This is a genomic window from Burkholderia sp. 4M9327F10 (assembly GCF_005503145.1).
Lineage (GTDB): Bacteria > Pseudomonadota > Gammaproteobacteria > Burkholderiales > Burkholderiaceae > Paraburkholderia.
This window is the reverse complement of the sequence record NZ_SCNV01000015.1, coordinates 25,729-44,659: the sequence shown is the minus strand read 5'-3', so window position 1 is coordinate 44,659 and position 18,931 is coordinate 25,729. Positions and strand designations below refer to the sequence as shown.

The following is an 18,931-nucleotide window of genomic DNA, read 5'->3' as shown; positions in this document are numbered from 1 at the left end:
TGGACGCGTGTGCCCGAATTGTCCTCGCCGTCGCGCTCGGCGGTTGCCCATGATCATATGCAAATCGCGATACTAGAATCCGATCTTAGAGCACTCGATAGCGCACTCGAAACATTGTCCTCTGCTGGGCACATTTGCTTTGGCGTAGTAAGCGACCAGTCGTTACACGAACTTCTCGGACAGGTCTCCATTGACCTGGTGATACTCGATTGGGTGGTGCCGGACCTGGTCCGATATGACACTTTGCGCTATCTCTCGAAATATAGGTCCGCAACTCCAATCATCCTGAGCGTGACACCGCGGACGTCGGAAAATGTAATCGCTTCAGGATTGCAGGGCGGCGCGAAGATATGTCTCGACAAGCCGCTCAGCACCAGCGAGTCTCTGGCGCATATTCGCGCCCTCGAACCTCAGCGCAGTTCGTGCGCCAGTTGCGCGACTTCCTGATCCAACTGGTGAGCTTCCGCGGCCGGGCCACCACCGGCGAACACTCCAATCACTCGGCGCTTTCAACGCAGCGCGCGTCAGGGCAGGCATCGCCGATTCCGCCAAGATGATGGTGGATTCAGCCATTTGATAACCGGCATCGCAAGAGCCGGATAGCATCGGGTCGCAGCGATCGGCTAGTCCGCTTTCGCTACTGACAGCGTCTTGAAGGTGCAAAAAATGGATGAATTCATTCCCGCGTATCTGATTCGCGAGCAGGCAGCGGTGGGAGCGCTTGTAACGTTTGGTGTGCTACGTATTATCGCCGCAGCCGTAGGTGTATCCAGAGGGTGGCGCGTCGTGACTCTTGAGCGGTGCTTCATGGCGATTGCGGCGCTGTACTGCTTTCCTCAATTGTTTGACCTCGCGACCCAGCTATATAGGGCTCGCGTTGCCGCCGCGGAGTTCGAAGGAAAAGCCATTGGGTGTGCGATCGCGCTTTTCTGTGCGCCCATCCTCAGTCATCGGCTCGGCTTCGAATAGCGGCAAATCCCTCGTCGCTCCTATGCCATTGTCGCCGCAACGCTAGACTGAGGCAGTCAAGCGTCGCTTAATCAAACGATATTCTGTGGGAGTCGTGCCAAGATACCTGCGAAACAGTTTCGAGAGACGCCCACCGCTGCTGATGCCGCAGCGGCGCGCCACCTTGTCTACCGGCAGATCGCTTTCGGCAAGCAGGCGGCAGCACATGTCCAGCCGGACGAACAAGAGATAGTCGGATGGCGTTACACCCATTTCGATCTTGAAGCGCCGGAGGAAATTGCGTGAACTCATAGCGGCTATTTTGGCCACGTCGTCGATCTTGATGGCGCGTTCGCCGTTCATCTCGAGCCAGAGCGCCGAGCTGCGTATTTTTTCGCTGACGCCGACGGACGCGTTCTTGCTGACGAGCGCGGCGAACGGCGTTTCCAGCAGCGGCTCAATACCACTGGCGATCTTGTGTGCGATTCCTGCACCGAGGTCGTTTTCGACTACCGCCAGTGCAGCACGGAGCGGATGGGTGGCCTCCGGCGGCAGCCTGGACTTCAACACATCGCGCAGTACCTGGGTGTGCGGTCCGCCGTGCAGCGCGCCGGCCGCAGCGGATTCCAGTTCGGCCGCATCGAGCAACAGGCGCCCTTCGGCGATCGGAAATATCGCTTTTGTATAAGGCGCAATATGCCGTAGCCAGTCGACCAGACGTCCATCACGCAGTGCGGTATTCACGCCCGCACCGCCTGCAATGAACAGCGCGTGGAATTTGCCGCTGTCATGACCTGTACCAATCGTCTCGGTCCAGAGTAAGGCGGAAGATGAACTCGAGATCCTGCCACCGCTGGCGGACAACAGGCAGACGTCGTATCGGACGACGCAACCTCTGTTAGTGTCGGCTTGCGTGTTGGCTGAATGGAAGATCTCCGCGACTGCGGCCGCGTCGGGCAAGGAAAAGCCGTTGAACAGGGCAATGCCGATGCGCTTCACTGCGCAACCGGCCGGCGAACCCTGAGATCGCGCGGCGTGCCGCCACTCGTGATCCGGAAAACCTGCCATTTAAGCTTTCCCCGAAGATAACGGCCTCCTCCGGCGTTCGAACCGGTTGTCATTCGCGGCCCATCGTACACACGGAATCCCGACGGCATCTGGGCGTGGCCGAATAGTCGAATATGTTGGCGGGGGCGGATGGTTTTCGCGGTGTCCTGCCAAACCACGCCGAGCGGTCACGCCATGCGCTGGCGAAGTGGAGTGGTTCGTTGCGGTTAGTAGACTTCGGCCGAGCTGAAATTCACGCTCTTTGCACTTCCCGAAGCGGTAACCGGGGCGCGACTGAGATTCCAGGTGATGTTGATGTCCGGATCATCCCACCGCAACGTTCGCTCCTGCTCGGGAGTGCGGCGCTCAGTAGCCTTGCACAACACCTCCGCGACTTCCGACAACACCAGAAAGCCGTGCGCAAAGCCGGGCGGTATCCATAGCTGGTGACAATTGGACGCGGACAAGCGCACGCCCACCCACCGGCCGAAAGTGGTCGACCAACGTCGCAGGTCAACCGCCACGTCGAACACCTCACCCGCGACGACCCGCACAAGTTTGCCCTGTGGACGCTGGATCTGGTAGTGGAGGCCCCAGAGCACATTGTTCGGCGAGACGGTGTGGTATTCCTGGGAGAAGGTATAACCGCGAGCCACCTTTTCGTCGAACTCGTTCTGATCGAAGCTTTCGAAGTAAGCGCCACCGGCGTCGCCCGAGATGTATGGCTCGATCAGCTTGACGTCGCGAATGGGGGTGTGTTGAACCTTTATTGTCATGGACGGCGATTGGGCTGAAAACGGGAAGGGCATGAAGAACGCCGCATACGACTCCTGAGCTTACAGCTTAGGCTTGATCCACTTCCGCCAAATCAATGAAGTAGAACGCCATTTACGCGGCACGGCGTTGCGCCTATTGCAATGCCGCATTTATTTTCATTCGCGTGATAATCCTGGCGGCCCAGCACTAGCAGTTTTCTTCCTGTGCGGCACATGCCATGCGCGCTTGAGGCGCCGGTTTGCGTATTGGAGAGGCAGCCTCCTCGACCCGCAACTGAACCTTCGGACAGCTATTCATAGCGACGTCATGCGATCCGCATCCATCGCCCGCGCATGTGGGCTAATCCGACAACATGTTGGCGCTTTCCGTCAGCCATGCTTCGCCATTTGGCGGCCTATGTATGATGCACTGCAACTCACAAGAGTTCTCGTTGTGCAAGAGACGACGCTAAACCGCTTAACGCTGAGGGAGCTCTATGGTGTATGCAGGTCTCGACAATCCGGATAGCGGAGCGGCGTCTGCCTCTGGGAAGCGGCGAAGACGCATGGTTCGAGACATTGGCGTTGTACTGTTCGAGGGTTTCTCGTTGCTCACCGCTGGAGTCATTCCAGAGGTATTCCAGGTGGCAAACGAAATCTGCGTTGCACGATCGAGAAGTGATGTGCTGTATGACGTGCGCTTTTACTCGGCTGAAGGGGGCAATGTGGCGTGCTCTTCATCGATCAACGTCTGGACATACGCTTGCGACGCTCGAAATGCGATCGGCTTTGACGCTTTGTTTATTGTGGGTGGAGAGGGCGCACAAGACGCGGCGCGTGACGAGCGTGTGGTGAGCTGGCTCCGCGAAGTCTTGCCGCTGAGCGAGGTGGTGAAGCCGATCGGCGAAGGATGGATGCTGCTGGAGGCGGCGGCCGTCAATGGCTCGGGACAGTCGCGCCACTCGGCTGGCTGGCCGCAGAAGTTGGCCGGGACCAGAGGAAACGATCTGTCTGATGAGGCCGATCGTTATGAGCCGGCCAAGACCGCCCTGATGTTGGTCAAGCGCGATCTTGGCGTTGATGTTGCGAGGGAAGCGGTTGGACGTCTTTCATTAAACGGTTCGCCGATAGTCGCGTCGGTACTGTCCGAATCGAGTACACCGACGCGAGCCGAGAAGGTGCGGGCATCGGCGCAGTGGTTAAAGGAAAATTGCGGGCGGCCGATTTCCGTCGCCGAAGCGGTCCGCGTCGCGGCGATGAGTGAGCGGAATTTCTTGCGCTGCTTCAAGCAGGAGATTGGCGTGACACCGTCTGAGTTTTTGCTGCGTACCCGTCTGGAGATGACGTCACGGTTGCTTGCAGAGACCGATTACCCGATCGACAGAATTGCAAAGCACTGCGGCTGGATCAACGGTGACCGCCTTGCCAAGATTTTTCGTAAGCGCATGGGCCTCACGCCTTCGGAATATCGCGTGCGTGTCCGTGGTTTGGTGCCAGGCGATCCCACATAGCCGGACGGGATTCAGCCACGCAATTTGAATCTGTTAAGCGCGCATTGTTCGAATCTCCGGCGCGCAGCAATAGGAGTACTTATGATGTCGTCGTTGACAGATGAGGTAAGCCAAGACAGTCGTGCTACCGACCCGATCGATAGCGAGACAGACGGAGGCGTCAGACTCAAGGCGTCCGCGCGGCTCGTGCCAGTGGTGTTGGCGGGCGGTGCAGGTTCGCGGTTGTGGCCGATGTCGCGCGAGCAATATCCGAAACAGCTGATTGGCGTCCTTGGCCCGGACTCGTTGCTGCAGGAAACCGTTGGCCGCATGAGAGGCTTCGCTTCCGCCACGGGAGTTGCGTGCGCACCGATCATCGTTTGCGGGGATGAGCACCGGTTCGTGACAGCAGAACAACTTCGGACGAGCAACATCGATGCACGCATCGTAGTCGAGCCCGCGCGGCGCGACACCGCGCCGGCGCTGACGCTCGCCGCCGCGGTGGCATGCGCGGACGGAGAAGATGCGATCGTGGTTGCAATGCCGGCAGATCACGCGATTGCCAATGTGGAGGCATTCCAGCGCGCGATCGCGCTTGCAGCGGAATACGCACAGGCGGGTGCGATCGTCACCCTTGGCGTACCGCCGACGCGGCCCGATACCGGCTTCGGTTATATCAAGCTAGGGGCGGAGATCGGCGCCGGCGCTCAGCGGATTGAGCGCTTCGTGGAAAAGCCAGCCGCTGAGCTGGCCGCGCAGTACCTCGCATCCGGGCAGTACTGGTGGAACAGCGGCATCTTTGTGGTGCGAGCAAGCGTATGGCTCGAAACCATTGGACAGTTGCAGCCTGCCATGCGTGAGGCGTGCGTTCTCGCGCTCGCAGAGGGGATCACCGAAGGTCAGTTCCTTCGGCCGGGCTCCGGCGCCTTCAAACAGTCGCCGTCCGACTCGATCGACTATGCGGTCATGGAACGGCTCGGATCGGACGAAAATCTGCCGTCGGGTGTAGTCGTCCCGCTCGAAGCGGGCTGGTCCGATCTTGGTTCATGGGACGCGGTGTGGGATGCGCTAGACAAGGACGTTGACGGCAACGTCGCGCGGGGGCGGGTCGTCTTCGAAGGGGCCACGTCGAGTCTGGCTCATTCCGAAGGAAGACTGGTCGCGTGCGTGGGCGTAACCAATGTCGTCGTTGTCGAGACCGATGACGCAGTCCTGGTAGCGGACCGGTCGCGCGTGCAGGACGTCAAGGGGCTGGTCAGCCGGATCAGGGCGCAACAGGCGCCCGAGGCGGATGCGCATCGGAAGGTGCGCCGCCCTTGGGGTTACTACGACTCGATCGATCATGGCGACCGGTTTCAGGTCAAGCGCATTGTTGTCCATCCCGGCGGCCGCCTTTCTTTGCAACTGCATCACCACCGCGCGGAACACTGGATTGTGGTCAGCGGCACGGCGATGGTGACTCGAGGCGACGAGCAATTCATGCTCAGCGAAAACGAATCGACCTTCATTCCGTTGGGTGTCACGCATCGCCTCGAAAACCCGGGCAAGTTGCCGCTTGAACTCATCGAGGTGCAATCCGGATCGTATCTGGGAGAAGACGACATCGTACGGTTTGACGATACGTACGGTCGCACCTGAAGCCTTGACGGGTAGCGCAATCGGACCTTTTGGTTGGGAGTCGCAAAATGCTTGGGATACAGGGATTACTGGCGCGACTGGTCGACGTGTTTCTTATAGTCGCCTGCGCGGTGCTGGCGTCGCACATTCGCTTTGAAGACATGGCGCAAAGCCGGCTCGACGACGCGTTCATTACGTTTTCCGTGGCGTTTGCGCTGGTCTCGTTTCCTGCGTTTGGCTTGTACGAGTCGTGGCGCGGACGTTCGATATTGCGGCTCATGGGCCTCGCCTCACTGGCCTGGATTCTGGTGCAGGCTTGCGGTCTCGTGTTGATGTTTTCACTGCATCGGACGGACGTTATCTCCCGCTTGTGGTTTGCTTACTGGACAGCGATGACAGGTGGATCGCTAATCGCGGCCCGGTTGTTGACGTATGGGGTTCTGCGCAGGGTGCGACGTGCAGGAATGAATTTGCGCGACGTGGCGGTGGTGGGCTATGGCGCGCATTGCCAGCGGATCGTTCGCAAGATGGAGGTGTCACCGGCGAGCGGCTTTCGGGCATCGGCGATGTTCGCGATGCCAGATGGGCATCAGGAGAAAGATGCTCATCTGGCCGGCGTGCCGGTAATCGGCGACTTCCATGAATTCACGGAATACGTCAGAGGCAAAGGGGTGCAGGAAATCTGGCTGGCGCTGCCCCTTTCGGAAGGCGCCACGATCCAGCGCTTCGTCAACGAATTTCAGAACGATCTCGTGAACATCCGTTTCATTCCGGACATGCAAAGCATGGCGATTTTCGATGGCGCCATGATCGATCTGATTGGAGCACCTGCAATCAACCTGATGGCGTCGCCGCTGCCGGCGCACGCACTGGTTCAAAAGGACATATTCGATCGCATCTTCGCAGCGATTGCATTACTCGCTCTCGCGCCATTGTTGTTGGTCATTGCCGTCGCCGTGAAGCTTTCGTCAAGGGGCCCGGTGTTTTTTACCCAGTATCGCAAGGGCGCCGACGGTTGTGTGTTCAAGATCTACAAGTTCCGCACGATGCGGCCTCACGTCGAACGTGCGGGCGTGGTTACGCAGGCCACCAAGGGTGATTCCCGGATTACGCCTGTGGGTGGCCTTTTGCGGCGCACGAGTCTCGACGAACTGCCGCAGTTTTTCAACGTGCTGCGAGGGGAGATGTCGGTAGTCGGACCGCGCCCCCACGCGATCGAACATGACGAGCTCTACCGGAAGATCGTTAGCGGCTATATCCACCGGTATCGGATCAAACCAGGCATCACGGGATGGGCGCAGGTCAACGGATTCCGCGGTGAAACCGACCGCGTTGAAAAGATGCAGAAGCGGGTCGAGCATGACCTGTACTACCTCCTCAACTGGTCGTTCGCGCTGGATATGCGGATTGTCCTGGCGACCGTGGCAAAGGGATTGATTGGCAGCAACGCGTACTGACGTATGTGCAACGACGGACACGCACAGTAAGTTGAGGAAGACTTGATGCAATTCTTGTGTAAATGGTTTGAAGTTGAAGCGGAGCCGCTTTGTCGCCGGTGTGTTCGCCTGCTAACCGGCGTGACCGTTGGCATGGCCCTGTCGGCATGCGGTGTTGCGCCTGGTATGCGTATGAATACGCCGGCGACATTACCCGTTGCTGCCGGTAGTGAAAATGTGCCGTCGGCCGAACTGCAGATCCCAATCGCTGACATCAACGTCGCCCTGATCGAGAAAATGCATGAGGCCGAGACTCAGGCAAGCGCGGATCAGGTTCGGCAATTGTTCGGCAAATCGGGGCCGTACACGCTCGGCGTGGGCGACGTTCTACAGATAACAATCTGGGATCACCCCGAGTTGACTGCGGCCCAAGGGGCGCAGACCCAAACGAATGGGCACCCCTATGATCCCGCCGCGGGCTTTGTGATCGACAACAACGGCAACGTGCAGGTTCCGTACGCCGGCAGCGTTCATCTCGCAGGGCTGCGCATCGATCAGGCACAACAGGCGGTGTATGCGTCCTTGGTCAAGGCGTTCGTCAAACCGCAGGTGACGGTGCGGATTGCGTCGTTCCGTGCCAAGCAGGTTTACGTGGATGGTGAAGTGCACACGCCCGGCGGCGTACCGATTAGCGACACGCCCATGACGCTGTACGAAGCGATTGGCGGCGCAGGTGGCTTCGCCTCCACGGCGGATCAAAGCCGGATGATTCTCGTGCGTGACGGCGTGTCATACAGGTTGAACCTCTCGCGCATGCTAGAGCGCGATCAGAATCCAGCGAACATTGTGCTAAGGGACGGCGACATGCTGAAAGTCGTCTCACGTGATGACAACGGTGCGTATGTCATGGGTGAGGTCAATAAGCCGGTGACGGCCATCCCGCTGAAGAACGGAAAGCTGACACTGAGCGACGCACTGTCGCAGGCAGGGAGTCTGAACAGCAGCACCGCGGATGCCGCCCAGCTTTATGTTGTGCGCGGTTCGGCGGGGGTGGCCCCCCAGGTTTTCCATCTCGATGCACGCTCACCGGTTTCGATGGTGCTCGCCAATCAGTTCGAGTTGCAGCCCAAAGATGTGGTGTATGTGGACGGCAACGGTCTGGTGCGCATCAGCCGGGTACTCAGCCTGTTATTGCCGGCGATCAATGCGGGCTTGACCGGGGCGATCGTGGCGAAATGATCGACAGCGTTCTTTTTGTCTGTGAGGGCAATATCTGCCGCAGTCCGATGGCCGAGGGCCTGCTCGCCAAGCGGCTGCCTGGCGTCAGCGTCATTTCTGCCGGGTTGGGTGCGCTCGTCGGACGTGGCCCGGACCCCTTGGCAATCGAGTTGATGAGCGAGCGGAAGATCGACATCGCCGGCCACACCGCGGTGGGTCTAAACCTGCAACACATGCGTTGTGCCAGCCTCGTTCTGGCCATGACAGCCGCGCAGCGCAGGCAAATCGAAGCGGCCTATCCGTTTTCTAAGGGAAAGGTATATCGCATTGCCGAGCGCGCGGGGATTGATGTAGTGGACCCCTATCGAAAGGAACGCGCGGTGTTCGAAAAAACATTGGCGCAGATCGAGCAGGGTCTGGAATGGTGGATTGACGCAATGATTCGATTGACTAACTAATTACATGGCATCCTTAATTCAGAACCGAATCATCGAAGCGCCAAACGGCGACGAAATTCATCTTTCCGACTACCTTGCGGTGATCGCGGAGAGCTGGAAGCTGATCCTCGCGACTGCGGCGGCCGTGCTGCTGCTGGGTATGCTCTACGCGTTTCTCGCGACACCGGTTTATCGTGCCGACGCGATGATCCAGGTGGAGGATAGCGCCGATTCAGCGAAGGATGCGCTGGGTGATCTGGCGTCGATATTCGACACCAAGCAGACCGCCGATGCCGAAATCGAGCTGATCCGCTCGCGTCTCGTGGTCGGCCAGACAGTCCGCACGCTGCACCTCGATATCAGCGCGGCGCCACGCTATTTCCCGTTGCTTGGTTCGATTGTGGCGCGTCACGCAAGCGAAGGTAAGCCGGCCTCGCCTTGGTTCGGCATGAGCCGTTTCGCGTGGGGCGGCGAGAAAATCGACATTTCGGATTTCGACGTGCCGGGAGACCGGTACGACGCTGAGTACAGGCTTGTGGCGCGTGGCGGCGACCAGTTCGATTTGCTGGACCCCGATGGCGAAATCGTTCTGCATGGTCAGGTTGGTCGGAAAATCCAGGGCGAAGAACCGAAAGGCAAGGTGGAATTGCAAGTGGCACGACTCGTGGCCCGGCCCGGCACGCAGTTCATTTTGAGGCGCGCGTCAACGCTCGGCACCATCGATCAGCTACAGAATGCGCTCGTCATTGCGGAGAAGACCAAGCAATCCGGAGTGATCGGCGTTACGCTCGACGGTGCGGACAGCAAGCGCATCGCGGAGATCATCAACACCATTGCCGCCGCCTACGTTCAGCAGAACATCGACCGGAAATCCGCCGAAGCCGAACACACGCTCGCTTTCCTCGATCAACAATTGCCGCAACTGCGCAAGCAGCTTGACGAGGCAGAGGATCGCTACAACGAGTTCCGCAACCGCAAGGGCACTGTCGACCTGACTGAGGAAAGCCGTTTGCTGCTGCAACAGATTGTCGATAACAAGACCAAGCTCGTCGATCTGCAGCAACAGCGTATCGAGATGACGCAACGCTTTTCCGAGTCGCATCCGGCAGTGGTCGCGCTAAGCTCGCAAATTGCATCGCTGCAGGCGCAGCAGGAGCAGTTCAACAAGCACGTCATGACCTTGCCGGACACCGAGCAGTCCGCCTTGCGCTTGTTGCGTGATGTCCGAGTTGATACGGAGTTGTATACGAACCTGCTGGACAGCGCCCAGCAGTTGCGCATCGTTAAGGCCGGTCAGGTGGGTAACGTCCGGGTAGTGGACTACGCCGTCGCCGAGGATTCGCCGGTCAAGCCCAAGCGTGTCGTCGTAGTTGCGCTGGCGGCCGCGCTGGGGCTGATCGCAGGAACGGCAGCGGCATTCGTCAAGCGGGCGCTATTCGGCGGGATAGAGCACAGTGAAGAAATCGAACAGGCGCTCGGGCTGCCGGTGTACGCAACGGTACCGCACAGCGAAGCGCAGGTTCGTCTGAATCATGGCATTCGTCGCGGCAGCGGCGGACAGCACGTGCTGGCCTCATCTGCATCGCACGATGTGGCGATCGAGGGGATACGCAGCTTGCGTACCGCGCTGCAGTTCGGATTGCTCGATGTCTCCAACAATGTGCTCGTGATAACTGGCCCGCGCCCTGAAGTCGGCAAGTCGTTCATGTCGGTCAATCTGGCCGCGGTGCTGGCGAGCGGCGGCAAGCGTGTGATGCTGATTGACGCCGACATGCGGCGCGGCGATCTCCACGGCTACTTCGGCGTGGCGAGACAACCCGGGCTGTCGGATGTCATTGCGGGGCGCGAGGCCGAAAGTGCGGTTTTGCGCAATGTCCTCCCTGGTCTGGACGTGCTGCCGAAGGGCTCATTGCCGCCGAACCCGGCTGAATTGCTGATGAGCGAGCGGTTCAGGACCATGCTCGATCACTTCTCGAGCCAATACGACATCGTCATTGTCGATACCCCGCCGGTACTGGCCGTCACAGACGCGGCACTGATCGGCAGGCACGCGGGCGCAACCCTGCTGGTGGTTCGTCACGGCCGCCATCCGATGGCGGAAATTCTGGAATCCGCGAACCGTTTGCGCAATGGCGGCGTAACGCTGAAAGGCGTGCTGTTCACCGATGTGCCCCAGCGGCGCGTCGGCTATGGGACCTATTACTCCGGCTATTACGGGTACGAGAGCACTCCAGAGTAAGTATGACAACACCACGGAATGGCGCGCGGACGCACGCGGCGCAACGATACTGAGGAGCATCAAATCATGAATCGAAAAGTTGCCTTGATTACCGGTGTGACAGGCCAGGATGGCTCGTACCTTGCGGAGCTACTGCTGGAGAAGGACTACGAAGTGCATGGCATCAAGCGGCGCGCTTCGCTGTTCAATACAGACCGGATCGACCACTTGTACCAGGACCCGCACGCCGAAGACCGCCGCTTCATACTGCACCACGGCGACCTGACGGACTCGACGAGCCTTACGCGCATTATTCAGCGCGTACGGCCCGACGAGATCTATAACCTCGCAGCGCAAAGCCACGTCGCGGTTTCGTTCGAGGAACCGGAGTACACCGCTAACGCAGACGGGATTGGCGCCTTGCGCATCCTTGAAGCGATCCGGATTCTCGGCCTTGAGAAAAAGACCCGCTTCTATCAGGCCTCGACATCGGAGCTCTACGGATTGGTGCAGGAGATCCCGCAGAAGGAGAGCACCCCGTTCTACCCGCGAAGCCCGTATGCAGTGGCCAAGCTGTACGCGTACTGGATCACAGTCAATTACCGCGAGGCATATGGCATCTACGCGTGCAACGGGATTCTGTTCAACCATGAATCGCCTGTCCGTGGCGAAACCTTTGTGACGCGCAAAATCACGCGGGCGATTGCACGCATCGCGGCAGGTCTGCAGGACTGCCTGCATCTGGGTAACCTGTCCGCGCTGCGGGACTGGGGACACGCCCGGGATTACGTCGAAATGCAATGGCTGATGCTGCAGCAGGAACAGCCCGAAGACTTTGTGATTGCGACGGGGGTGCAGTACAGCGTGCGCCAGTTCGTTCAATATGCGGCTGCCGAATTGGGCATCACCATACGCTTTGAGGGCAGTGGCGCCGGCGAGGTCGGTATCGTCGAAAAGGTCGAAGGCACGGAGGCGAAGGTGAGCCCCGGCAGCGTAATCGTGCGTGTCGATCCGCGCTACTTCCGTCCTACCGAAGTCGAAACTCTCCTCGGCGATCCGACAAAGGCACACGAAAGGCTCGGATGGAAGCCGGCCACTTCGTTCGCCTCTCTGGTCAAGGAGATGGTGCGGGCCGATTATCAGGTTGCCAGGCGCGATGCTCTGGTGACGCTGGCCGGCTTCAAGGTATTCGAGTACAACGAGTAATCATCATGAACAAGAGCGCTCGAATCTTTGTCGCGGGGCATCGCGGAATGGCTGGCTCCGCTCTGGTCCGCGGCCTTACCGCTCGCGGCTATTGCAACCTGGTGACGCGCAGCCGTTCCGAACTTGACCTGAACAACCAGGCTCGCGTGGAGTCGTTCTTCCGCGACGAGCAGATTGAGGTGGTCGTGCTGGCTGCCGCCAAGGTCGGCGGCATTCTGGCTAATGACACTTACCCGGCGGACTTCCTGTATCAGAATCTGATCATCGAGGCCAATGTGATTCACGCGGCCTATCGGGCGGGTGTTCAGCGCTTGTTGTTTCTAGGCTCGTCGTGCATTTATCCGCGTGATTGCCCGCAGCCGATCAAGGAAGATTATCTGCTGACGGGGCCCCTGGAGAAAACCAACGAACCCTATGCCATAGCAAAGATCGCCGGTATCAAGCTATGCGAGGCCTTCAATCGCCAGTATGGCACGCAATACGTGTCGCTGATGCCGACCAACCTCTATGGGCCGAACGACAACTATGACCTGAAGACAAGTCATGTGTTGCCGGCGCTGCTACGCAAAGCTCATGAAGCGAAATCGGCCGGTGCGGAGAGCCTGCTGGTCTGGGGTACCGGGCGGGCACGCCGCGAGTTCCTCCATATCGACGATATGGCTGATGCGGCGCTGTTTCTCCTTGAGCGCGGTATCGGAGTGGGTTTGTACAACGTCGGTTGCGGCGAAGATGTCACGATCGCAGAGCTGGCGCGCGCAGCAATGCATACGGTCGGGTTCGACGGCCGCATCGAATTTGATGCCGGCAAACCGGACGGTACACCGCAAAAGCTGCTCGACGTCAGCAAGCTTGCGGACCTTGGATGGCGCGCGAAGATCAGTCTCGAGGCCGGTTTGGCCGCGACGTACCAGGACTACTTGCTGCACCACGAGTCGCAAGCGCTAGAGCGGGCGTAGCCGCATACCGGCAGAGAACCGACATGATTCGATTCGACGAAAGCAGCGCGACATGGGTTTTCGCTCAACAGGGCGTTTCCCGCTTGCTGGTGGCATTCAAGTTCTTCCTGCTGGCACGTCTGCTGGGACCACACTCGATTGGCCTCATTGCAGCTTGCCTCATGGCCCTGTCAATCGCCGAGTCGCTGACCGAGATGGGTATGAGCCATGCACTGATTCAGCGGCGCGAACTGCTGGACCAGGCGAGCCTCGACGCATTGTGGACCGCCACCGCCGTGCGCGGCCTGTTTCTGACCGTTGTGTTATTTGCCGCTTCCGGTCCTATTGCACGGTTGATGAACATTCCGGAGGGCACAGGTGTCCTGCAAATGGTCGCGCTGGTTCCGCTCGCGAGGTGCCTTGCCAGCGTACGGGTCGTGATTGCACAACGGCAGCGGCGCTTTCGCACCGTTGCGTTGCTCACCACAACGTTTGTCACGGCGGATTTTGTCATGTCCGCTATCGCGGCCTTCAGCTATCGGGAAGTCATCTGGGTGCTTGCTGCTCTGCCACTCTCGGAATTTATGAAGGCTGTCGCGTCGCATATTGTGTTTTCAACACGGCCTCGACTGAACTTCAATACGAAACCGCTTGGTGAGGTCATGCAATTCGGCCGCTGGGTTTGGGCAAGCAGTTTGCTGACCGTCATCGTCAATCAGTTGGACCGGATCATTACAGTCAAGACGTTTGGAGTGCAGACGCTGGGTTTGTACCAGACAGCAAGCCGCCTGGCGCAATTCGGTGTAGCCGACTTTGGCATTGCGCTCAGTCAGTACCTGTTTCCGAATTTCGCCGAGCTCGCGCGCCACGACAACAGTCGCGCCGTGCGATGTGCGATGACGCTATTCAACCATCTTGGAACGATTGCATTGGTGCTTGCGACGTTTCTATGTGTGGTCGCCCGCGAAGTGATCCAGTTGGCGCTGGGTGACCAATGGGGTGGCGCCGTTCCGTTCTTTCGCGTCTTTGTCTACCTGATGGCAGCGGGCGTGCTGGTCGGACTGCTCACGGCATATCTGCGCGGAACGGGAAAGCCCAGCCGGGTGACACGCGCAACTGTTGTTCAGCTGGCCGTGCTGGTTGCCGCGTCGGCGCTTCTTGCACCGTGGCTGGGTGCTATCGGAGTCGCCCTGGCCGCAGCGGTTTCAGTGTTGACCTGCGCCGTTTTGATGCTTTGGGATGTGCTCTCGAGCGCGCCCGACCAGGCGCGGCAGTTGTTGCCGCTCGCCACTGTCGGCGTGCCGGTCGCGGGGCTGATCGCGATCCTGAGTCAATTGTTATCGTCGGTCCCGTATCACGAGGTCGGATTGGGTTTCGTGAGTGCCATCGCTCTGGTGTTGCCCCTGCAGAGGTTAAGGGCAGGCTTCTCTTTGACGACCGGGTGAGAGAGGACAATGCGAATCTTGCAAATGGTTTTGACACCGCGGCACTCCGGGGCGGAAATACTTGCGGCCACCTTGGCTCAGGTGCATGCCGAGGGTCATCAGGTTGTGACCGGCATCCTCGGCATCAATCCGTGTGAGGATGCTTTTGAGCCTGTCTGGACGGCCCTGAAGAACAACGGTGTCTGGTGCACGTCGCCGCCTCGCCTGCTAGGGCGCCTGGGCAGACTTCGGCTCATCCTTGCCACTTTGCGCGACTTCAAGCCGGATGTGATTGTGGCGCATTCGGTGATTCCGGCCGCGTATGCACGCCTCGCATTGAAATTGACGGGGTCCGCGGCACCCGTCGTGACGGTACTCCATGCAGCCACCAATGATGACTACGCGGGCAGGCTTCTAAGGCTCAGTGAGCGGATGCTCCAGTCAGGCACCGCGGCAGTGGTGACGGTCACGGAAGCTGCGGCAAACAACTATCGCCTGCGGTGTGGCACGCCCCGGCGACTTCTGACGATCCCGAACGGCACCGCGGTTGATCAGTTCGTGTTCGATCAGGCGGCCAGGCGGCGGGTTCGCGCTGATTTTGGCGTAGCGGACAACGTTCCGGTGGTGCTTCAGGTTGGGCGGCTCACCGCGGTGAAGAACCAGGCTGCCAGCATTCTGGCGGTACACGAAATGATTCGCGTCGGCCGACCGGCAGAACTCTGGCTCGCTGGACTGACTGAAGACATGGCATACGGCGACGCGCTCCATGCATTGATCAAGCAACATGGTTTGCAGAAAAAGGTACGGATTCTCGGTAGCCGCAGCGACATTCCGGCTTTGCTTGCCGCTGCCGACGTTTACGTGATGCCCTCCGCGCGGGAGGCGCACAGCATAGCCATGATTGAGGCACTGGCGAGTGGCGTGCCGATTGTGGCAGCGAATCTCCCCGTCTTCGACTTTGCCTCACGCTTTGCGGGTGTCGTTACTGTTGACCCGGCAAATCATCGAAGCTATGCAACAGCGATTGAAAAGGGGCTCTCTGAAGGACCCGCGCGTCACCAACGCGATGTGACCGCGTATTCAATCGCGCATGTCGCCGAGCGGTATACGGGGCTGTTTCGTGACGTAACTTCTGCGGCGCCTTTGCATCCACAAGGTAAGGGGCGGATGATATGACGACGCTTCTGATAGTGGAGCCGGAGGCGACCGGGCATCGGATGGTGCTGTACGTGCGCCTTATCGCCGAAAATGCCTTGCGCAGGGGATGGAAAGTTACGCTGATGACGACGGCATCGGCGCTTGCACATCCGGCAGGCCGCATGACGGTATCGGCATTGGGACGCGACCTGGACGTCGCGATGATGCCGGAGATTCCCCGTGGAACTCACTATGGAAGGCTTCAACTCCTGTTGGGTCAGCGAGCTTACCTGCGTGCCGTCGAACAGGGTTACATTGATTACCGTAAAACTCGCATTGCGGACTTCGTCTACGTTCCATACCTCAACTACTTTGACAAGGTAGCCGGATTCTATGGCTCGCCTTTTGGCGACACACCTTTCGGCGGCATGATCCTTGCCGCCAGGTTTCATCACCACGCCTGCGGTATTGCCGGACCTACGGGAATGCAGGACGTCGTCAATAACGTCCTGTTTCGGCGATTGCTCGGCCTGAGCAAGCTAGCGCTCGCTACGACGATAGATGAGCCATTGCCGCAGTATGTCATGCGAAAGATGCCAAATGTCGCAGGGAAGATCAGATATGTCCCAGACACGTCGTTCATCGGCCAGCCAGCGGATCGCCATGAAGCTCGGCGAGCTTTGGGCCTGGAAGAGGGACACTTTGTTGTCGCGGCCTATGGGGCGCTTAGTCCAAGAAAGGGTCTTGCGCGATTGCTCACATTGTTCTCCGCCGCGGACCTTCCGAAGTATTTTCGGCTGGTGCTTGCAGGCGTACAGGATAAGGAGGCGGCCCAGATGATTCAATCTTTCATGCTGACGGCCGGGGAGCGTGCGTCGCAGGTGATCGTTCTCAACAGGTTCTGTTCCGAACTGGAAGAAGGGCAGGTATTTGCGGCGGCCGACTCGATGTGGCTGTGTTACGAGAACTTTAGCGGAATGAGTGGCGTACTGATCCAGGCAGCCCAGGCCGGCGTGCCGGTGATTACTTCGAATTACGGCCTGATCGACAACTATCGGGGGAAAAGATTGCTGGGTCTGCGGTGGGACGATTTTTTGAGCGCATCGGCACCGAAGCCACGCTTCGACTGGGCAAAGCTGCAATCGGCCATGCACTCGATCAGGAACTCGCCTCAACTGGCCAGGTTTGCCAGCGAGCATAGTCCCAATTCCTTTGGAAGTAATGTGATAGACGCGATTGCCGTAGTCCATGGCGCGGGGAAGCATGATGACCAATAACTTCATGCGCCGCTCGAGAAATCGTGTGTCCGCTCCGACACAGGATGCCCGCCAATCAGGCCGAGTCGTGGGGCAAAAGAAAGCGCCCAAGGTCGCCATCGTGTATCACTTCTTCCCGCACTATCGAAAGGGCGTGCTTGACGCGATTGTTGCGCAGGACTTCGATTCGACCTTCTTTGGCGATCCAGTAGAACGGTATCAAGGCATTCCTTCGTTTAGTTTCGCAAACAAAGACGATTTCAGGGCGGCTCCAGTCAGGACTGTCGGCAAGATTTCCTTCCAATGGGCTGCCGTGCTGGCGTCATTATCGAGCGAGTTCGACGTATTGATACTGCTGGCCAACCCAAATTTCTTTACGACGTGGCTGGCGGCGTTGATAGGGTGCATGTCGGGGAAGCGCGTCATATTTTGGGGTCACGGCTTTCTGTCAGAAAAGCGAAATGTCAAAAACTTCGTAAGACGCGTTTTCTTTTCACTTGGGCATGCGCAATATCTGTACGGATATCGTGCGAAATGTATTGCCGAGAAGTTCGGGTTTCGAGCCCGAAATCTTTATGTTGGTTTCAATAGCCTGGACTACCAGTCTCAGTTGAACACGCGGCTTGACCTGCTGGGCCAGAGCGCGCAGCGCGAGCAAGCTGCGGAGCTGTGCATTCTTGGTGTCTCACGGCTAACGGATAAATGTGAATATGACCTGTTGCTGCGCGCGGCGTCGTTGGCGCAGGAGACATCTGGCTGCCAGTTCAAGCTAACCCTTATCGGGGGTGGACCTGCTGAACAAAAGCTCAAGGATCTCGCAACGGAGTTGAAGTTGAAGGTCGACTTTGTCGGCGAACTATACGACGAGAAAGCTGTTGCAACGTATATCTTCGATTCGGACGTCGTTGTGTCGCCGGGGAAGGTCGGGTTGACCGCGATGCATTCGCTGATGTTCGGCACACCCGTCATTACCCATTCCGACATGGATCGCCAAATGCCCGAAGTGGAGGCGGTGGTAGAGGGTTTCTCGGGGATGCTATTCCAATACGGAAACCTGCTCGATCTGACGAGGTGCCTCATGGAGTTTCCCCAGGTATTTCATGATCGCTGGCGCACACGGGACAACTGTTTCAGGATCATTGATGACGTATACAACCCCCGCAAGCAGTGTGAGGTCCTTGCGGATGCGATCCACGGAAGGCCCGCTCGGCAGGGTAATGACATGCTGGCTTCCTACGGAGATCAAGATGCTCGCGGCGCTTAGGAAGGTGTTGCGCAGTGCGCGAAGACTTTGGTGGCGCAAGCTTCTCAGACTCAATGGCGTGCACGCAACCGCACTATTTGGCGGCTATGGAGACATCAGCCGGGATTTTCGCGCTGACGAGTACGTCTATATCGGCCCGGGTTGTCGAATCAACCCGGGCGTATGCGTCGGCCGCTATTCGATGCTTGGACCCGACGTGCAGATCATCGGTAACGATCACCTCTTTGATCGTCCCGGTGTGCCGGTCATCTTTAGTGGCCGGCCGGCTTTCCGCCAGACGCTCATCGGAAAAGATGTATGGATTGGTGCGGGCGCAACGGTTCTTTGCGGCGTGAGGATCGGCGACGGCGCAGTCGTCGCAGCGGGAGCGGTCGTCACTAAGGATGTCGACTCGTTCGTGGTGGTTGGGGGCGTTCCAGCGCGACTGATCCGACGCCGCTTCGCAACCCTGAGCGACGAGGTGGCTCACAGCGAAATGCTGGCCGCGCCGCTGTCGTCTGGCGAGTATTGCCGTCCCGTTGCCAGTTATCAAGAGGTTTGAAC

16 protein-coding genes are annotated in these 18,931 nt (G+C 58.9%); 14 read left to right on the top strand and 2 right to left on the bottom strand.

Annotation, left to right across the window (positions count from 1 at the left end; genetic code table 11):
• The first annotated feature begins 666 nt into the window (after positions 1 to 666).
• Positions 667 to 969 (top strand): hypothetical protein, encoded by a 303-nt coding sequence (locus FFS45_RS16085; protein ID WP_137955637.1) that lies wholly within the window; start codon positions 667 to 669, stop codon positions 967 to 969.
• Positions 970 to 1,011: 42 nt separating this feature from the next.
• Here the strand turns inward: FFS45_RS16085 and FFS45_RS16080 are convergent, their stop codons facing one another.
• Positions 1,012 to 2,016 (bottom strand): helix-turn-helix domain-containing protein, encoded by a 1,005-nt coding sequence (locus FFS45_RS16080; protein ID WP_137955636.1) that lies wholly within the window; start codon positions 2,014 to 2,016, stop codon positions 1,012 to 1,014.
• 206 nt (positions 2,017 to 2,222) lie between these two features.
• Positions 2,223 to 2,771, bottom strand: coding sequence for a dTDP-4-dehydrorhamnose 3,5-epimerase (rfbC, locus tag FFS45_RS16075; protein WP_137955726.1), 549 nt, complete (start codon positions 2,769 to 2,771; stop codon positions 2,223 to 2,225).
• A gap of 545 nt (positions 2,772 to 3,316) precedes the next feature.
• On the opposite strand from rfbC, the gene FFS45_RS16070 reads away from it, so the two are divergent.
• From FFS45_RS16070 to FFS45_RS16010, 13 genes are all read left to right on the top strand, one after another.
• Positions 3,317 to 4,261, top strand: a complete 945-nt coding sequence (locus FFS45_RS16070; RefSeq protein WP_249362804.1) for a helix-turn-helix domain-containing protein — start codon at positions 3,317 to 3,319, stop codon at positions 4,259 to 4,261.
• A gap of 84 nt (positions 4,262 to 4,345) precedes the next feature.
• Positions 4,346 to 5,878: a mannose-1-phosphate guanylyltransferase/mannose-6-phosphate isomerase gene (locus FFS45_RS16065; RefSeq protein ID WP_137955725.1), complete on the top strand. Its 1,533-nt coding sequence runs from the start codon at positions 4,346 to 4,348 to the stop codon at positions 5,876 to 5,878.
• A 47-nt stretch (positions 5,879 to 5,925) separates the two neighbouring features.
• The gene (locus FFS45_RS16060; RefSeq protein WP_137955634.1) at positions 5,926 to 7,314 is read left to right on the top strand and encodes an undecaprenyl-phosphate glucose phosphotransferase; all 1,389 of its coding nucleotides are present in this window, start codon (positions 5,926 to 5,928) and stop codon (positions 7,312 to 7,314) included.
• Positions 7,315 to 7,485: 171 nt separating this feature from the next.
• Positions 7,486 to 8,532, top strand: a complete 1,047-nt coding sequence (locus FFS45_RS16055) for a polysaccharide biosynthesis/export family protein (RefSeq protein ID WP_137955633.1) — start codon at positions 7,486 to 7,488, stop codon at positions 8,530 to 8,532.
• Positions 8,529 to 8,969 carry a low molecular weight protein-tyrosine-phosphatase gene (locus FFS45_RS16050; protein WP_137955632.1) on the top strand — a complete coding sequence of 147 codons (441 nt, stop codon included), beginning with the start codon at positions 8,529 to 8,531 and terminating at the stop codon, positions 8,967 to 8,969. Before FFS45_RS16055 ends, FFS45_RS16050 begins: the two co-directional genes overlap by 4 nt.
• Positions 8,970 to 8,973: 4 nt before the next feature.
• Entirely contained in the window at positions 8,974 to 11,187 is a 2,214-nt protein-coding gene (locus FFS45_RS16045; protein WP_137955631.1) for a polysaccharide biosynthesis tyrosine autokinase, read from the top strand.
• A gap of 66 nt (positions 11,188 to 11,253) precedes the next feature.
• Positions 11,254 to 12,372: a GDP-mannose 4,6-dehydratase gene (gmd, locus tag FFS45_RS16040; RefSeq protein ID WP_137955630.1), complete on the top strand. Its 1,119-nt coding sequence runs from the start codon at positions 11,254 to 11,256 to the stop codon at positions 12,370 to 12,372.
• A gap of 5 nt (positions 12,373 to 12,377) precedes the next feature.
• The gene (locus FFS45_RS16035) at positions 12,378 to 13,328 is read left to right on the top strand and encodes a GDP-L-fucose synthase (RefSeq protein WP_137955629.1); all 951 of its coding nucleotides are present in this window, start codon (positions 12,378 to 12,380) and stop codon (positions 13,326 to 13,328) included.
• A gap of 23 nt (positions 13,329 to 13,351) precedes the next feature.
• On the top strand, positions 13,352 to 14,752 hold the full coding sequence (locus tag FFS45_RS16030) for an oligosaccharide flippase family protein (protein ID WP_137955724.1): 1,401 nt from the start codon (positions 13,352 to 13,354) through the stop codon (positions 14,750 to 14,752).
• Between the two features lie 9 nt (positions 14,753 to 14,761).
• Positions 14,762 to 15,907 (top strand): glycosyltransferase family 4 protein, encoded by a 1,146-nt coding sequence (locus FFS45_RS16025; protein WP_137955628.1) that lies wholly within the window; start codon positions 14,762 to 14,764, stop codon positions 15,905 to 15,907.
• Positions 15,904 to 17,145, top strand: coding sequence for a glycosyltransferase (locus tag FFS45_RS16020; protein ID WP_137955627.1), 1,242 nt, complete (start codon positions 15,904 to 15,906; stop codon positions 17,143 to 17,145). The genes FFS45_RS16025 and FFS45_RS16020 overlap by 4 nt, the downstream gene beginning before the upstream one ends.
• On the top strand, positions 17,132 to 18,388 hold the full coding sequence (locus tag FFS45_RS42125; RefSeq protein ID WP_212745735.1) for a glycosyltransferase: 1,257 nt from the start codon (positions 17,132 to 17,134) through the stop codon (positions 18,386 to 18,388). Before FFS45_RS16020 ends, FFS45_RS42125 begins: the two co-directional genes overlap by 14 nt.
• Complete coding sequence (locus FFS45_RS16010; RefSeq protein ID WP_249362803.1) at positions 18,372 to 18,929, top strand: acyltransferase; 558 nt, start codon at positions 18,372 to 18,374, stop codon at positions 18,927 to 18,929. The genes FFS45_RS42125 and FFS45_RS16010 overlap by 17 nt, the downstream gene beginning before the upstream one ends.
• Positions 18,930 to 18,931 lie beyond the last annotated feature (2 nt).

Bases quoted from the DNA above. Each gene is read 5' to 3' on its own strand.
- FFS45_RS16085 (WP_137955637.1), top strand. From the start codon at position 667: ATGGATGAATTCATTCCCGCGTATCTGATTCGCGAGCAGGCAGCGGTG.
- FFS45_RS16080 (WP_137955636.1), bottom strand. From the start codon at position 2,016: ATGGCAGGTTTTCCGGATCACGAGTGGCGGCACGCCGCGCGATCTCAG.
- rfbC (WP_137955726.1), bottom strand. From the start codon at position 2,771: ATGACAATAAAGGTTCAACACACCCCCATTCGCGACGTCAAGCTGATC.
- FFS45_RS16070 (WP_249362804.1), top strand. From the start codon at position 3,317: ATGGTTCGAGACATTGGCGTTGTACTGTTCGAGGGTTTCTCGTTGCTC.
- FFS45_RS16065 (WP_137955725.1), top strand. From the start codon at position 4,346: ATGTCGTCGTTGACAGATGAGGTAAGCCAAGACAGTCGTGCTACCGAC.
- FFS45_RS16060 (WP_137955634.1), top strand. From the start codon at position 5,926: ATGCTTGGGATACAGGGATTACTGGCGCGACTGGTCGACGTGTTTCTT.
- FFS45_RS16055 (WP_137955633.1), top strand. From the start codon at position 7,486: ATGAATACGCCGGCGACATTACCCGTTGCTGCCGGTAGTGAAAATGTG.
- FFS45_RS16050 (WP_137955632.1), top strand. From the start codon at position 8,529: ATGATCGACAGCGTTCTTTTTGTCTGTGAGGGCAATATCTGCCGCAGT.
- FFS45_RS16045 (WP_137955631.1), top strand. From the start codon at position 8,974: ATGGCATCCTTAATTCAGAACCGAATCATCGAAGCGCCAAACGGCGAC.
- gmd (WP_137955630.1), top strand. From the start codon at position 11,254: ATGAATCGAAAAGTTGCCTTGATTACCGGTGTGACAGGCCAGGATGGC.
- FFS45_RS16035 (WP_137955629.1), top strand. From the start codon at position 12,378: ATGAACAAGAGCGCTCGAATCTTTGTCGCGGGGCATCGCGGAATGGCT.
- FFS45_RS16030 (WP_137955724.1), top strand. From the start codon at position 13,352: ATGATTCGATTCGACGAAAGCAGCGCGACATGGGTTTTCGCTCAACAG.
- FFS45_RS16025 (WP_137955628.1), top strand. From the start codon at position 14,762: ATGCGAATCTTGCAAATGGTTTTGACACCGCGGCACTCCGGGGCGGAA.
- FFS45_RS16020 (WP_137955627.1), top strand. From the start codon at position 15,904: ATGACGACGCTTCTGATAGTGGAGCCGGAGGCGACCGGGCATCGGATG.
- FFS45_RS42125 (WP_212745735.1), top strand. From the start codon at position 17,132: ATGATGACCAATAACTTCATGCGCCGCTCGAGAAATCGTGTGTCCGCT.
- FFS45_RS16010 (WP_249362803.1), top strand. From the start codon at position 18,372: ATGCTCGCGGCGCTTAGGAAGGTGTTGCGCAGTGCGCGAAGACTTTGG.